General features: G+C 40.0%; 9 protein-coding genes. 2 read left to right on the top strand and 7 right to left on the bottom strand.

The annotated features are described in order from the left end of the window. Positions 1-271: 271 nt before the first annotated feature. The 6 genes from BC751_RS02925 to BC751_RS02900 form a co-directional block, all read right to left on the bottom strand. A complete protein-coding gene (locus tag BC751_RS02925; RefSeq protein WP_130274244.1) occupies positions 272-1516 on the bottom strand; it encodes a serine hydrolase in 1245 nt (414 codons plus the stop codon). 39 nt (positions 1517-1555) lie between these two features. Then, positions 1556-2629: an aminotransferase class I/II-fold pyridoxal phosphate-dependent enzyme gene (locus BC751_RS02920; protein ID WP_130274243.1), complete on the bottom strand. Its 1074-nt coding sequence runs from the start codon at positions 2627-2629 to the stop codon at positions 1556-1558. Positions 2630-2728: 99 nt separating this feature from the next. Further along, positions 2729-4216: a calcineurin-like phosphoesterase C-terminal domain-containing protein gene (locus BC751_RS02915; protein WP_130274242.1), complete on the bottom strand. Its 1488-nt coding sequence runs from the start codon at positions 4214-4216 to the stop codon at positions 2729-2731. Positions 4217-4299: 83 nt separating this feature from the next. Next, positions 4300-5973 (bottom strand): IS1182 family transposase, encoded by a 1674-nt coding sequence (locus BC751_RS02910; RefSeq protein WP_130273766.1) that lies wholly within the window; start codon positions 5971-5973, stop codon positions 4300-4302. A 104-nt stretch (positions 5974-6077) separates the two neighbouring features. Further along, on the bottom strand, positions 6078-9338 hold the full coding sequence (locus tag BC751_RS02905) for a TonB-dependent receptor (protein ID WP_130274241.1): 3261 nt from the start codon (positions 9336-9338) through the stop codon (positions 6078-6080). A gap of 331 nt (positions 9339-9669) precedes the next feature. Beyond that, positions 9670-12966, bottom strand: coding sequence for a TonB-dependent receptor (locus BC751_RS02900; RefSeq protein WP_130274240.1), 3297 nt, complete (start codon positions 12964-12966; stop codon positions 9670-9672). 360 nt (positions 12967-13326) lie between these two features. Here BC751_RS02900 and BC751_RS02895 point away from each other — a divergent pair, with 360 nt between their 5' ends. Further along, entirely contained in the window at positions 13327-14022 is a 696-nt protein-coding gene (locus BC751_RS02895) for a lysoplasmalogenase (RefSeq protein ID WP_130274239.1), read from the top strand. Here BC751_RS02895 and ytxJ read toward each other — a convergent pair. Beyond that, entirely contained in the window at positions 14019-14354 is a 336-nt protein-coding gene (ytxJ, locus tag BC751_RS02890) for a bacillithiol system redox-active protein YtxJ (RefSeq protein WP_130274238.1), read from the bottom strand. The genes BC751_RS02895 and ytxJ overlap by 4 nt on opposite strands. A 148-nt stretch (positions 14355-14502) precedes the next feature. Between ytxJ and BC751_RS02885 the strand changes: the two genes are divergently transcribed. After that, complete coding sequence (locus BC751_RS02885; protein WP_130273774.1) at positions 14503-15729, top strand: IS4 family transposase; 1227 nt, start codon at positions 14503-14505, stop codon at positions 15727-15729. Positions 15730-15742: the final 13 nt, after the last annotated feature.

Below are 15742 nucleotides of genomic sequence, written 5' to 3'. Positions count from 1 at the left end.
ATTTTATCCTCAAACCTAAAATCCATTGTCTCAAAACTATGAACACTCTTCAATCAAAGGGAAGAAATTCCCGAACTAGACCAAAAATGAACACAAACAAGCAGATTCAAATCTCCAAACTAAAATCCTGCGGATTTTAGGATGTAAATAAAATCGCTTCCAAAATAGAATATTCAAGAAGAAACCAGGTATTCAAGCGGAAATTCAGAGCTAAACTGAAATACTCAATGAATTACAAATCTATTTAATCACATTCCTTAACTTAACGGCATTAATATTTGATTTTAAATTCAGATAAATCAGGTTTTCTCATTTTTTTCCTTTTCAATTCTAACTGATATAAGTATTCACCCAATTCTGCGAAAAATGGGAAGGCTATTTCATCATACTCATACTGGTTGTCATTCAGGATTTCATTTTCATTGGTATAAATGACAGCAGAAACAAAAAATTCAACCCCATTGTCAAAGTCTACAAAATAAGACCCATCCAAGAGATGTCCATATGCATTTCCGGTTTTATTGAATATCCTGAATTGTGGTGGGATTGGACTTTGGTCTGTTCCGAATTTGAAAAATTTGGAGTAGCTGTCATAATAGTCGGGTAATTCATATTTGGGAAAATCGCTTTCCCCTGGGAGCATGGACATGTATTTTAAAATAAAATCCCGATCATCAGAACTTATCTGAAATCTTTGGTTTGGCTCAAAGTTCTCCGGAAAAATGATCCTTTCAACAGTACCATGCAAATCGGAAAGAGAAAACTTATTTTTGAATGTAAAATCCATAGCTTGATTGATAAGCTCTCCTTGGCTAAAATAAGCCTTTCCAATGCTTGGATGGTCTTGGTTGGCATAAATGCTGCTGGTTTCTCTTGATGGTATTGTCAAGATAACTTTTCCCTGATCATTTTTGAAAGTGATAGGATTGAAGTGCCTGTTTTCTTCTTCACTCATCGGCATGCTCAATCGGTGGTTGATGATGGTATGTGTCATGCCTTTTTCTTTCATTTTCCTATTGATGTAATCTTGGCCCAGCAGTTCATATAATCTGTTGTAAGCATCATTGTCACTTACCAGCAAGATTTTTTTGATGTAATGGCCTATGCTAGGGAGGTTATTGGCAGCGCTACTGTCATAATGCGCAGGAAGCTGGGAAGGCCGGACCGAATCTGTCAGCATGATGCTCTCTTTGTTAAGGCCTGCCACATTTTGTTCGTTGAGCCATTCGAGAGCAAGGATGGCAACAGGTAATTTTACAGTTGAAGCGGGATAAAAATAAACTTCATTATCCAATCGGTAATTGAAATCGGTAAATCGGGGCTTGTTGTTTTGATCCCGGTCAATCTGGGTATATATGATCTGGACCTGGTATTTTTCAGGATGCATCAATACCTGCTTCAATATCCCATATTTATCCGGGATATTTTCAAAAGGATTGGGTTGGTGATGCTTACAGGAAGAAAAAGCAAGCAGAATAATTAAGACAAGTAGCTTGGCCGGATTAAATAGATTCATATAATGAAACTTGTTGGTGGTTTTCCATCATTTATCGGTCTAACCCAAGTTTACAGGGGATTGAATTTTTTTAAGGGCTTCATATAACCTGTTCAAATCTTGTTCCTCGTGGCTTGCCGTAATGACAATTCTATTACTCCAAGGATCGGTAGGTTCCGGGTATGGAAAAGAACTGACGATTATCCCATCTTCCTCCAGCTGACTTACCCATTTCCTTTGTTCAAATGAATATACCGGAAAGCCCAAATGGCTTTCAATAGTATCAAAAGTCCTGATCAGGGAGTTGAAGTAATGCAGGTTTTTGTGCAGTTTTTCAAATTTTTCTCTCAGGATGGTTTCAGCCTGAAGAAATGCCCAAATATAACCTTGTGGAGGTGGAGAAGAGGATCTAAAAATCCTTCTATTGGCCATCCCAATGATGGGGGTAATGGGACCTAATGTAATTCCAGCAGGGATTCCCAGTCCTTTGCCCAACGAACCTGAAACCAACAATTCAACAGGAAGGAATTTCCACCTGTTATAGGTACCAAAAGGATTTTCTCCTACTGTACCAAAGGCATGGCTGTCATCCAATAGGAAAGTGTACTGGTGTTTTCTAGAGAGATTTCCTATCCATGAATAATCATGAATGGCAGGCTTGAGTGGATCCACTGCATTGCCAAGGATCAAAACCCGTTGTGCTTTGAGGGTTTCTGAAGTTTCCTGGACATAAGCTGCCCATTCCTTGAAAGATTGGGAGCTGTCCGGAGTCAATTCATCTGGTAGAATTGCCGGATGAGTATCTGGAGCCATAAATATATAGTCCGTATTATCCAGAAGATAATTTAAAGTGGCATATCCGGCGAGGTAGCCACTGCTCCAAAGAAGCGCTTTTTCAGCTCCGGCTTTTTCTGCAAAATACCCTTCAAATTGATCGTAGATGTCAAACCTTACATTATTGATCCTGCTGAGCCCATGGTTCATTCCCAGTTTTTGAATGCCTTCAATCACCAAGTCTTCAAATTCAAAGCTGGATCCAAGTCCAAGATAATCGGTTCCGCTAAAGAATAGGAACTCTTTATTCCCCCGCTTGATGATCCTGCCTAATTTATGTTGTAAATGGAATAAACTCATGTAAAATTATCTATGGACCAAAATTTCTCGACTTCTACAAAATAAAAAGTCAATTAATCCAAAGGTTCGGTAATTTCCAATATTTAAGCCCGAAAAATATTAAAAATTTGGTTGTCTACTGACTTTTTGGGTTAATCTATGGCCAAATCTGTCGGTAACTTCTACCTCAATTTCCGAATTTTTTGATTGAGTCTTGAAAAAAAACATATGGGAGTTTTTCTGTGCAGTGATCCACGGATGTTTGGCTCCTTCAGCCCTGTTGTTGAAAGTTGAAATTGCCAGTGGATCGTAGGTGTTTTCTTGTCTCACTACATGGGAGACTTTTCCATTTTCCTTCCAGGTAATTTTCCATTCAGGATCCCAGTTCCATATGTTGAGGCAGTACTCATCAGGGAATTCGGGATGGCTTCCCGGAGGATATACCCTAAACTGAAAGTTTTTATCAGTTCCTATTGCTTTGTAGTACCATGATAAGTTTGAACCTGATTGATAAACACTGTAACCTTTCGGTGTTCCATCGTAACAGATATCAGCCGCCCACCAAGCACCACTTATGGATGCTGTATTGTGCTCAAAGATGGTATCATGGAGAATATTCTCATTCCAATGTACGTGGCCAGAGATGATGTGGGATTTAAAATCTTTTAATATTTCATAAAAAGCCTGCCTGTTGATAACGGATTCCTTATTGATGTCCCTGCCTTGGTTTAAAATAGCCACTTTGGATTGAGGGGGGATATGTAGAAAGATAACGATCTCTTTTCCTTTTTCAACTAATGAAAGGTCTTTCTCCAGCCATAGCAATTGTTCTTCATCCAAGTAACCGTAATATTGTTTGTTTCCTAAAAAGAAAACATCATTCAACACCACATAGTGCATATTTCCCCGGTTGAAGGAATAATAGCTTGGTCCATATTGCTCAGTAAAAGGATATTGGCTGGCACTATTTGAACGGGCCAACAGGTCGATATCGTGGTTTCCCAATACCTGAAAGAATGGAATTCCTGTGGATTTTATCCCCTGATTATATTTTTCAAAAAGAACGAATTCATCGAATACCAGGTCTCCAAGTCCTACCCCAAAAGTATTGGGATCATTGATTTCAGAAACCGCATTTCTGATGTCGGAACAGGACTCAGAGATAAAGGTATCTGCCTCTCCTTTGGTTTGAATTTGTGGGTCTGCTATGGTGATAAAATGATGCTGATCTTCGGGAAAATTGTTTTTTTGGAGATTGAAATCCAGATGATTTGCTTTTTTTCCAAAATCAAGTTTTCTGAAAAAGTCCACAGATCCATTTGGCAAAAGATTGAATTTATATCCCGATGGATAGGTAAAATAGACAAATGGCCTGTCAGTTTGAAATTCAAATTTCCCGGATTTGTCAGAAAGGTAAATATGTTTTCCATCTGTAATGGCCACATTAGCAATACCTCTTCCATTGGAATGAATTCTCCCTTTGACTTCTGTGTAAGTGAAGGGTAATAGGTTTTGAATTTCTCCCATTGATAGGATGGGTAGGCTCAATAAACCGGATGTGATTAGGCCGCTGTTTTGTAGAAATTTCCTCCTGTTGATCCTTTTCATTTGTAATTGCGATGGCGTTGTAATTTAATTTCTTAATCCCAAAAAGACCATAAAAAGGGGCTGTCCGAAAAGGGCAGCTTTTTTTATGCCGCTATTTTTTGATTTTGAAAATCCAATGCCATTACCAGTGATCTTTGATTAGAATTTTCCTTTGGAACGTAAAATACCGGCCGACTATTGTAGGGTTTATAACCCAAAGATGATTTTTTAGATAGTTTTAGTCCAGAGTGCATACTTTTAGCCACCATTTTTCTCAGATTATGGCCAATTGCCATCAATAAGAACTCTAATTCCACTTTTTCTAAACCAGTGAGTGTAAATCTGTTGAATTTATTATTGCTTTTCAGCTGGCCAAACGCAGCTTCCGCCTCTATTGGTCTTTTGCTCCTGTGTTCAAGCCCCTTTTTATTCATTAGTTTTTCCTTGGCCTGCTGTTTTAAGAAGTTTAACCTATGGTTCACTTCGATTCTTCTGTTACCTGTCGCTTTGTGGCATTGTGCTCTTAAGGGGCATCCTTCACAGTTTTTTGCCTGATAATAAGTTACTTGAGATACATACCCATTGCTTGAAGTGCGCTTTCCTTGTCCAACATTCTCCATCCGCTGTCCCATGGGGCATACGTAAAAATCTTGCGCTGCATTGTAGAAAAGATTTTGGGGAAGAAAAGGATTGTTCTTTGTCTTCTTCTTTTGCTCCATGTGGAAGTAATTGTATTTCACATAGGCATCAACTCCCTTTTTTTCAAGCATTTCATAATTCTCCTCACTGCCGTATCCTGCATCAGCTACTATCTCTTTACTTTGTTTACTATACGATTTTTCAAAACTGTCCAAGTGGGATTTTAAAGTGGTGGTATCCCCTGCTGTTTGGTGGATAGTAGCATGGGTAATGAATTGATTTTCAGTTGATATCTGAGGATTGTAAGCGGGTTTTAGTTGTCCGTTTTTCATGTGGTCCTCTTTCATTCTCATGAATGTGGCATCATGATCTGTCTTACTGTACGAATTTCTATCCCCCAAAATCTCCAGGTCTTTTTCATACTTCTCCAGCTTGGGAAGATGTTCTTCCTGAAGTTTTTGAAGCTCCTTAGCAATCTTCTTTGAAGGCTCTTTTAGCTTTTTATTTATGGCTGAAAGCCGCTCCCTTAATTCTTCAGAATCAATTTTTTTAGGCAATTCTTCTTGATTAACTTCTTGATTATCTGATAGGATGCTTTCTTCGATATCTGATAAAACACTCTTGATCTTACCTTCTAACCTTTCTTTGTGCTTTTCAACTGTCTTACGCCAGACAAAAGTGTACTTATTGGATTTTGCTTCAATCTTGGTTCCGTCAATGTATTGTACATCAAGGCTTACATATCCCATCTCAACAAGCATTTTTACCACTTCGGCAAACAATGTCTTGATGGAGTCTTTTAAGATTTTACCGCGGAAATCGTTGATGGTTCTGAAATCGGGGGTTGAGTTTCCTGAGATAAACATGAAATGTATGTTCTCATTAAGTGCTTTGGCTATTTTCCTACATGAATACACATTGGATAAATAGCTGTAGAACAGCACTTTAATCATCATTCGTGGATGATAGGCTGATGTACCGCCTCCCTTGTACCTCTTTATAATATCACTGATATCCAAAGAGTTAACCACAGTGTCAACCAATCGAGCAGGGTGGTTATCAGGGATTTTATCAAAAATATTTGCCGGAAATAATTCTGGACAATTGCCAGTCTGATTTTTAAAAACTACCTTAGACATTGTTGTATTTTGTTCAACTCTAAAATAATAATTTTAGAGAAAATCAACAATAAAAAAAGGGTGTCTCGACTTTTCGGACACCCCCTTTCTTGATTTTTATTAGATTAATTGAAGATATATCTCAAACCGAACTGCAATCTCCAAACATCGTTGACAGTTGCAGAACGCTGATAAGTTTCTGTGATCAATTCAGTTCCAAAGTTTCTGAACCTGAACTGAGGTTCACCTTGGGCATTGACACCGGCAGGGATCAAAGGCTGAGTAGAGTTGATCTGATATCCCAATCCCCAGTTTTTGTTAAGCAAGTTACCCACGTTCAGGATATCAACTCTGAACTCAAGAGAGTTTTTCTTTCCTGAAATATCAGTGAACAATTGCTGAGCAAAGGAGAAGTCTGCCCTGTAGATCATTGGAATGAATACAGCACCTCTTTCAGCAACTTTTCCTCTGTTGGCGCTTAGGTATTTGTCCTGCTGAATGAATGCTTCCCAAGCAGCAGCCTGTTCTTCTGGAGTGAAAGTTCTTCCTCCAGAAGTGAACTGTTGGAAATTCATTTCATTGGTGTTTCTGTGGATGTAAATCAGGTCATTGGCTGTACCACCGTCACCATTGAAGTCACCACCATAAACATAGCTGAAGTTGCCTTGGGTTCTACCTTCCCAGAAGATGGAGAAGGAAGTGTTACCAAATTTAAAGAAGTCTTTATTGTAGCTTAGAGCTGTGAATACCCTGTGTCCCATGGTGTTGGCGGAGAAGCCAAGTGTTGGGTTGTTGGCATCACCATTGTGCGGGTTTCCATTCCAAGAACCAAATGCGATGGAACCTGGATCAACCAAGTTTTTGGACTCTCCATAGGAATAAGCTGCTTTAGCAAACAAACCACTTGCAAATGGTTTCTCCAAAGAAACCGAAGCCACCCAGGAATTACCTACAGCTTGGTTTGTCAATACGACAGCGTTATCAATTTTTTGGTTGATTCTTCTTGCAGCATTTCCGCCCACCCATCTTGGTCTTGGATCAGGACCTGCAAATGTTTGGTTAGCAGGAGCTTGGTTGGCATTATAATAAGCTACACCGTTTACATCAGCGTTGTAAATAAACTCTCCTGTTGCGATTACACCGCCAGGTAGTCTCTGGTCAATAGCGATATTTGTTCTCCAGATCTGAGGGAATTTGAAATCAGGTTCAGTTAAGGCCAATTCGTAGTTGGCAGCTGGCTGACCTGTTACCTGAGTAGGCTTATAGAAGTTGGGGTCTGGGTTAAAAGGTCTAGCAGAAGTGTTGTCCAACCTTTCAAAACCTGTTAGGATACCATTGTTACCGATTTGGTTGGAAATCCATACATATGCAGGACGGCCGGTGAAAATACCGGATCCACCTCGGATCTGAGTGGTTCTGTCACCGGAAATATCCCAGTTGAAACCAACTCTTGGCGACCAAAGCACATTTGGATCAGGAAGTTTGTCAGTTCTGAACCTTACAGTTTGACCGGCAGGATTTAAGAAGTTAAAGCCTTCCACTTCTGTGTTTCTGAATCCTGTTTCAGCAAAGAAAGGTACGTCAATTCTCAAGCCAATGGTCAAATTCAAGTCTTTATTTACTTGGTAATCATTTTGACCATAGATACCAGCATAATTTACTTTCAGTGGTTGAATTGGTTTTGTTTGTCCAGGAATGTTGCTATACCTTACTTGGAAAATCCTTACGTTGGATGCTGGATTCGGCGTGCCGCTCAAGAAAGCATTCGCATCCGCATAGAAGTCTTCCAGAGAATTATACACATAAACAGACTGTGAACCAGGGAAGAAAACGTTTTCAGACCGGTAATTCTCATAAGAGAAACCGGCAGTCCAAGTGCTCTTGCCTTTGAAAATCTGTAAGTTGTTTTGGATCTGGAAGGTTTTGTATCTCAATTCGTTGTTTGGAGTAAACGGCTCGAAACCGAAAGTAGTGTAAGTAGCACCATCCTTCAAGATATCTACCATTGGGAAGAAATCACCTCTTGAACCTCTTGATTCATCCTGATAAGTATAGCCAATGATGAAGTTATTGGTCATATTGTCTCTCAATCTCGAGTTCAATTCAGCTACGATAGATCGGATATTTTCGAAAATGATGTAGTTAGAATTCTGGAAGTTCAAACCATCAACTCTCAAGTTTCTGTTTCCAAAGCCCAAAGATGCTGAGTTGGATAACAATACGTCTGTAGAGGAGTCCAAATGGTTATACCTAACTGACAACTTGTTTTTGTCGTTGATGTTATAATCTATCTTAGCCAGATATTTGGTTGCAGCTGTGGTATGGTCATAATCCTGGAATGGTCCTGTTTCGTAACCGAAATTAGTTCGTAAGAAGCTGCTCAGCTGTGTCAAGTCTGAAGCCAAAACTCTGGTGATATTTCCTCCAGGAGTTTCATTTCCATTATTGGCTCTCCAGGTAGTACCTGGTCTTGTGTCAGATTCATCTTCAAAGGAAGCAAAGAAGAACAATTTGTTTTTGATGATTGGACCGCCAACACGGAAACCGATCTGATTGTATTTGAATTCACCTGGATTAAATGTTCTGTCTCCTGCCTTTGTACCTACGTGACTGTCATTTCTCCAGAAATAGTAAGCAGAACCAGAAAACTCATTTGTACCGGATCTGGTAACAGTGTTTACACCGGCACCGGTAAAGTTACCCTGTCTCACATCATAAGGAGCAACGTTAACGGAAATCTGCTCGATCGCATCCAAAGAAACAGGAGAAACACCCGTTCTGTCACCAGGCTGTCCAGCTAGACCGAAAGAGTTGTTGAAGTAAGAACCATCGATAGTAATGTTGTTCAACCTGTTGTCCTGACCTGCAAATGAGTTGCCTGATGCCTGTGGAGTCAATCTTGTAAAGTCATTGATTCTACGGGAGATGGTAGGCAATTTGTTGATGGTTGCATTGTCAATTGCAGTAGTGGCTCCAGTTCTATCTGAACTGAATACTGAATTTTTTTCTCCAGTAACCACAATTTCTGACAATTCCGCACTGTCATCTCTCATGACTACGTTTACGTTAGCAGCTATACCCAAGCTTAGGAAGATGTTTTCTACGGTTTGGGGCTCATAGCCAATGAAAGAAACTGTAACCGTATAAGGACCACCTACCCTCATACCCGGGATAGTGTACCTACCTTCGATATTGGTCACTGCGCCGTACCTTGTTCCAGAAGGTACGTGAGTGGCCACCACATTTGCACCTGGGAGAGTTTCTCCTGAGCTGTCAGTTACCCTACCAGTCATACTGGAGGTAGATACCCCTTGCGAAAATGCAGTTGATGTGGCGAACACCAACATCAATGCCGCAAAAAGATTCTTTAGTAATGGTTGCCTCATAAATTTTGCTGTTTGAATTTGGTTTTTAATATTCATTCCCAATGATTTGGGAACACAAAGGTAGAGTACATTTAAGTTTAATGGTTTTAGAAAATGTTAATTTTTTAACATTTATTCACATTTTAGCTTAACAATTTCTTAATATTGAGCGGCGCATAAAATAGGTTTTTAGGTAAAAAATGCTGCCTTAAGCAATTTTAAACCGATTTCGCTTGGTTTTTCCAAACAATAGTTTTTATCAATTCCTTAATTTTAAGGAATGGTTAAAAAATTGTTAACAAAAAAGCCCCCTGTTTTCAGGGGGCTTTTATCTATTTGATTTTTTTGGCTTTTAGTTAAAGTTGTATCTCAAACCAATTTGCATCCTCCACAAGCCTCCTATACCATTGGTAGGTCTGAAAGTTTCGTTGATTATGGTAGTGGTGCCAGGATTAGTAGTAATCCTGTAAACAGGTTCACCGGCAGCATTGGTTCCTCTGTAATTTAAGATAGATGTCTGCCAAGGGAAGAAAGGTACTCCCCAATTAGGGTTCAATAAATTGCCAAAGTTCAGGAAGTCGAATCTTGCTTCCAACTTGTTTTTTCTGTCGTTGGTGATATTGATTCTTTGTGCCAAACTCAGGTCGAAAGTATGTACCCAAGGTTGAATACCCTCATTTCTTCCAAATACCCTACCTCTTGCATTTCTCAAGAATCTGTCCTGATCGATGAAAGCATCAAAAGCCCTTGCCTGCTCTTCGGCAGTAATAGTTCTACCTGCTAAAGTAAACGGCTGGAAGTTCAGTTCAGAAGCACTGTTAGGTACATAAACCAATCTGGCCTGACCATCACCAATGTTCAATAGGGTATTCAAACCGCCACCATTGGCAATGGTGTAGCTGAATCTTCCGTTTGGACCACCTTCGTAGAATAAGGAGATAGTTGTATTTTCAGTTGTGTAAGAAACAGAAGAAATTATTCTGTGGGGCTGGTCAAAATTGGCAAAGCTCAATTCGGGCTTGTTCCTATTTTCAGACACCACTGTAGGCACCAATGATTGCGCTTGTGATCCACCAGTTGCATCTAGATCTCTTGCTCTGGATAGGGTATAAGCAGTCATTACGTCCAAACCATTGTTGAAGGACTTGGATAACGAAACTGTACCAGAAATATAATCAGGATTAACATTTGCATTGGTCAAATAGAAAACCTGTCTGAAGAAAGGATCGCTGGAAGGTCCAAAGAAACCTTGGGTAGGAACCCAAATTGGTCTTTGATCAGGGCCGGTCCAGTTTCTATCAGGCTCCCTTACAACGATATTTTGTGCAAGTGGAGCTGAAAGATCTTTTGAGTAAATAAAATCGAAAGATCCGATAATTCCACCTGGTAGTTTTTTATCAACCCCGAAACTTGTTCTCCAGGTCTGCGGTAGCCTGAAATTCCTATCAGTCAAGGCCAATTCAGTACCTAAGGTCTGTGAAGGATTAGTAGGGTTATACGCTGTTACATCTGGGTTGAAAATGATGCCATTGTTAATTACTTCCTGGCCTTCATAACCGAAAATACCTCTTATTACCCCCGAACCGTTCACTTGGTTGGATAACCATACAAAAGGAAGTCGTCCGGAGAAAACACCTGTTCCGCCCCTCAGGACAAATGACCTGTCACCGTTTACATCATAGTTAAAGCCAAGTCTTGGGGAGAAAAGTGGGTTAACCTTTGGGAATATTGAAACATCAGGAATCAATGTTTCTCCGTTAGGAAGGGTAAAAGTTGTGCCTCTTTCAGCCAATAATTCGTTTCTAGGAATGCTGATTGGATAGAATGGAAGGTCAATCCTCAAACCACCTGTGATCTTCAGTTTTGAATTCATCTGATATTCATCCTGAACATAGAAGCCAAGCTGGCCAAATCTGGTGCGGTCAGTTGGAGGTGTCGTAGATCCGTCCAAGGCAAAGCTTTTTGCAAAAGCATCAGGGAACACATTAGGGTTTCTGTTGATGACTGCTTCAACGAAATTATCATAGCTCAAGAACCTGTAGTGCCCGTTGAATACAGGGTTAAATGCATTATCAAAGGTGAAGAACTCGAAATTACCTCCGAAAGTATAAGTATGCTTTCCTTTGAACAAAGTGAAGTTATTGGTGATGTTGAAGATCTTGTTCTCCAACAAGTTACCTACGGAAAACAATTCATTACCCATTGACAGGAAGTACTGCAATTCACCTGCTTCATTAGGCTCCAACACTTCAATGAATGGAAATGGTTGACCTCCAGGAATACCTCTTCTTGGGTCTGCAATGGCAGTATAACCGATATTCAATTGGTTAGCAGCACTGTTTCCGATCCTTGTGTTCAATTCAGCTGCGATTGATTCTACCAACCTGTCGTTGGTATAGTTGGCATTCCTAAAATTGATGGCTTCTACACCAGTTCTCGATGTGTTGTTAAACACAGACATATTTCGGGTAGAGCGGACGTTGGTAGGTACGTCTTCAAAAGAAGAGAATCTGTTGTACCTGACAAAAAGTTTGTTGTTCTGATTGATGTTATAGTCCAATCTTAGGTTCAAACGGGTCTGTTCAGAACCGAAAGTGTAGGAGTCAGGTTCTCCTGGATCATAACCATAAATATCGATCAAACTTTGTCTAACAAAATTTGCTGTTTCGATTGGAACCCTTGAAATGAATTGGCCATCAGGTGTTTCTCCTGGTCTTCTGGCCCTTCTCAAGATGGAAGGTCTCAACTCTTCCTCTTCTTCATAATTCACAAAGAAGAACAATTTATTTTTGATGATTGGACCACCCAAGCGGAAGCCTCTGATTTCATTTCTTGCTTCATTTTGAGGTACAAACTGATCCTTAATCCTGTTTGCGCGCATCTGGTCATTTCGCAGGAAGTAGTAAACAGATCCCTTGAAAGTATTATCACCAGATCTTGTTACTGCGTTTACACCCGCGCCGGTGAAACCGCCCTGTCTGACATCATAAGGAGCAAGGTTTACCTGAATCTCTTCAATCGCATCTATGGAAATTGGGTTGCCGCCGGCAAACTGTGCAGTGCCAAGACCAAAGTTGTTGTTCAGGATGTTGCCGTCCAACGTGAAATTGTTGAACCTTGAACTTGTACCGGCAAAGGAATTGCCATTAGATTGAGGTGTCAAACGGGTAAAGTCATTCACACTTCTGTTAATGGTAGGCAGTGAGTTTATTTTATCACTTCCTAAGTTAAGACCGGCACCAGTCCTGTCGGCATCAAAAATTCCACCCCTAGATGCGGAAATTTCAACTGCTTCCAGATCCATTCCGTCAGATAGGACAGCATTGATGTTGAAGTTTTGGCCAAGTGCAAGGTTGATGCCCTCGAAAACCTTTTCTTCAAAACCCACGAAAGAAACTGTCACTGTGTAAGGACCACCAACTCTTACGTTAGGGATAATAAAACGGCCCTCTGCGTTAGTAACAGCACCGTAGCGGGTGCCGGAAGGTGTATGTACCGCTACTACATTTGCTCCTGGTAAAGTTTCACCAGACCTGTCTGTTACCAGACCCTGCATACTTGAAGTCGTAACTCCTTGCGAAAATGCAATGCTCGTTGAAAAAACAAGAGCAATTAACGCAAAAAGATGCTTAAGTAATGTTTGCCTCATGATTTTGTGTTTTTTGTTATATTGTTTTGTGAATTTTTACAGATAAACTCTAGTTTATCCGTTGCAAAACTAATGGTCAAAATCCTGAAGTTTTTTTTCCCTGTGTTAAGTTTTTCAAAAAAAGAAATCGGTCTGGTAACAATTACTTAACATTGAATTATGAAATTTAATTTTATTTTATCTGAAAAAACCCATTTTTAAACTGTTTAATGACATTAAATTTCTTCAAACAATCCATAAATTATTTTTATGTTTTCGGGTTGTTTAATTTGTGTTAAAAAATTGTTAACCCGAAAGGCGGTAAAAACTTCCTGTTTTAGTGGATTAACTGCTTATATTTAGAGATAAAATATGTCGTTCATGAAAAGGAAAAATATAATCTGGCTTTATTTATTTCTACTTATCTCTATTCTTGATATATTCTTTACCTCAAACGGAGAAAATTCAATAAGGTTTTATTCCAAACCCTTTATCATTCCTTTACTTTGGGCGTATTTTATTTTTTCAACTCAAGAACTCAAAGGCCATTTGATCAGGAAAGCAGTTTCAGCTGCTTTGATATTTTCTTGGATGGGAGACACCTTACTGATGTTTCCTAAATTATTCATCTATGGATTGGGAGCTTTTCTGATGGCCCATATCTCTTACATTGCGGCCTTTAAAGTAGCACAAAGACAGCCTTTCAGTGTAGGTAAAGTAGATTTTATCCGGTTATTTTTCCTGAATTTTCCCATCTATCTCTTTGCTGCATTCGTCTACTTCTATATCCGCGGAGGGATAGGAGAATTGAAAATCCCGGTCATTGCCTACCTGATTGTCATTGTCATGATGGCTACAACAGCGCGGGAGCGATTCAATAAGACCAATGCTTCCAGTTTTTGGCAGGTGATGCTGGGGGCTGCTTTGTTTTTGATTTCAGATGGAATACTGGCCCTCAATAAGTTTTATCAGGAATTTCCTGAAGCAGGTGTTTTGGTCATGGGAACTTATATCATTGCCCAATTCCTGATAGTAAGAGGGATTATGGCCCATATAGAAAAAGAAAAAGCAGGTTAAATCCTGCTCATGATATCCGGATAACTGATACCCATATGGCTGGTATCATAAAAGGCCTTCCCATCCTTGACTAAAATGATCTGGGGGGATTGGTGGAATACACCAAATTCCTGGGCAATTTGGTTGGAAATCTCCCTGTAAGAAATTAGATCCAGATAATAAGGGGTGATTTTATCGAAATCTTCCGCTTTCCAATTCCTTCTTAGGCGCTCCAAAGCCATGCTGCTTATAGAACATCGGGTGGAATGTTTGAAGATCATGACAGGCTTTTCTTCACTCTTTTTCTTAATTTCCTGCAATTGCGCAGCTTCTTCCAACTTGATCCAATCCATTTACTTAATTGTTCTTAATTACTGTCGTCCGAGAACTGAGGCAATATAAAAAATAAAATCCTAGAATAGTACAAAAATCAAAGATGGGCAGCCCTTTTGGAGCTTACCCATCTTTTTCATATTGTTGTTTCGACCAAGAACCAACAACGTGACACAATTTAAGCATAAATTTTTGTCTGGGCATCCTATTATCGCTCAACTCCTCTCTCTTATTCCCAAAGAGCTATTGAATCAGGTCGTTGAGGAAGAAAACTCGGATAGGTACTACAAGAAACTCAAAACAAGTGATCACTTCATCTGCATGTTTTATGCGGTGTTGACCAGAAACAGCAGTCTTAGAGAGGTCTGCAAAAACATCGGCCTGATCATAACCAAGCTTATTCCTTTTGGAATGAAGCAGCTACCTGCCAGGAGTACCCTTTCTGATGCAAACCGTAAACGCAGTTATCGTGTTTTTGAACAACTATACAAAGGGCTGTATTCATACTATAGGGCATCTTTGGTAGGAAATTGGCTCGATATCGGTGGAGAGGTCGACCTCAGCCGTGTTGAGGTTTTTGATTCCTCAACGGTCACGCTGTTCAAGGAAATCCTCAGAGGGGCCGGACGCAATCCCCTGAACGGAAAGAAAAAAGGTGGTGCCAAGATATTTGCCAAAATGAATCTGGCAGAAGGCGTTCCCAACTTCATATGTATCCGTTCTGCGGCCACAAATGAAAATATGTTTTTAAAAGTGATGGATCTGCCTGAGCACGGGATAGCTGTTTTCGACAAAGGATATAACCGCTATTCCTGCTTTGAAAAGTGGGACAGTTCAAACAGATATTTTGTGACCAGAAAAAAAGACAATGCAAGATATGAAGTGGTCAGTGAGTTTGACTGTACGCATGCCTTGGACATCATCAAGGACCAGATTATCTCACTGAGCTACAGGGAGAAGGGAGTTTCTCGGACAGTTGAAGCCAGACTGGTGGTTTATGCTGACCCTGAAAGCGGTGAAACGCTGGAGTTTATCACCAATCTTAAGGGATTGGATGCCCTAACCATAGCTCTTCTCTATAAGAACAGGTGGGTTATCGAAGTGCTTTTCAAGCAGATCAAGCAGAATTTTGAACTCAGATATTTTTTGTCGGACAGCGAGAACGGGATCAAAATCCAGATTTGGGTGGCATTGATACTCAACCTCCTGTTTACAGTTCTACATAAGCGGATAAAAGAGGCTGAAGACTTCTCGACCATGGTCATGGTAGCCGCAAAAAATCTTTGCTCCTACGTCAGTCTTGAAAAGTTCCTACTTTTTCCTGAAGCTTACTTTAAAAGTATATTTCAAAAAGACATCCAAAATGTACAAACCCAATTATTCCTTTCCGGATAGGGGGTGCTTTTTG

Source organism: Cecembia calidifontis (genome assembly GCF_004216715.1).
GTDB classification, from domain to species: Bacteria; Bacteroidota; Bacteroidia; order Cytophagales; family Cyclobacteriaceae; genus Cecembia_A; species Cecembia_A calidifontis.
The sequence above is the reverse complement of the archived record's forward strand: the minus strand, read 5'-3'. Positions and strand labels throughout refer to the sequence as shown.

Excerpts from the sequence above, each read along its gene's own strand:
- BC751_RS02910 (WP_130273766.1), bottom strand. The coding sequence starts at position 5,973 with ATGTCTAAGGTAGTTTTTAAAAATCAGACTGGCAATTGTCCAGAATTA.
- BC751_RS02900 (WP_130274240.1), bottom strand. The coding sequence starts at position 12,966 with ATGAGGCAAACATTACTTAAGCATCTTTTTGCGTTAATTGCTCTTGTT.
- BC751_RS02915 (WP_130274242.1), bottom strand. The coding sequence starts at position 4,216 with ATGAAAAGGATCAACAGGAGGAAATTTCTACAAAACAGCGGCCTAATC.
- BC751_RS02925 (WP_130274244.1), bottom strand. The coding sequence starts at position 1,516 with ATGAATCTATTTAATCCGGCCAAGCTACTTGTCTTAATTATTCTGCTT.
- BC751_RS02895 (WP_130274239.1), top strand. The coding sequence starts at position 13,327 with ATGAAAAGGAAAAATATAATCTGGCTTTATTTATTTCTACTTATCTCT.
- BC751_RS02920 (WP_130274243.1), bottom strand. The coding sequence starts at position 2,629 with ATGAGTTTATTCCATTTACAACATAAATTAGGCAGGATCATCAAGCGG.
- BC751_RS02905 (WP_130274241.1), bottom strand. The coding sequence starts at position 9,338 with ATGAGGCAACCATTACTAAAGAATCTTTTTGCGGCATTGATGTTGGTG.
- ytxJ (WP_130274238.1), bottom strand. The coding sequence starts at position 14,354 with ATGGATTGGATCAAGTTGGAAGAAGCTGCGCAATTGCAGGAAATTAAG.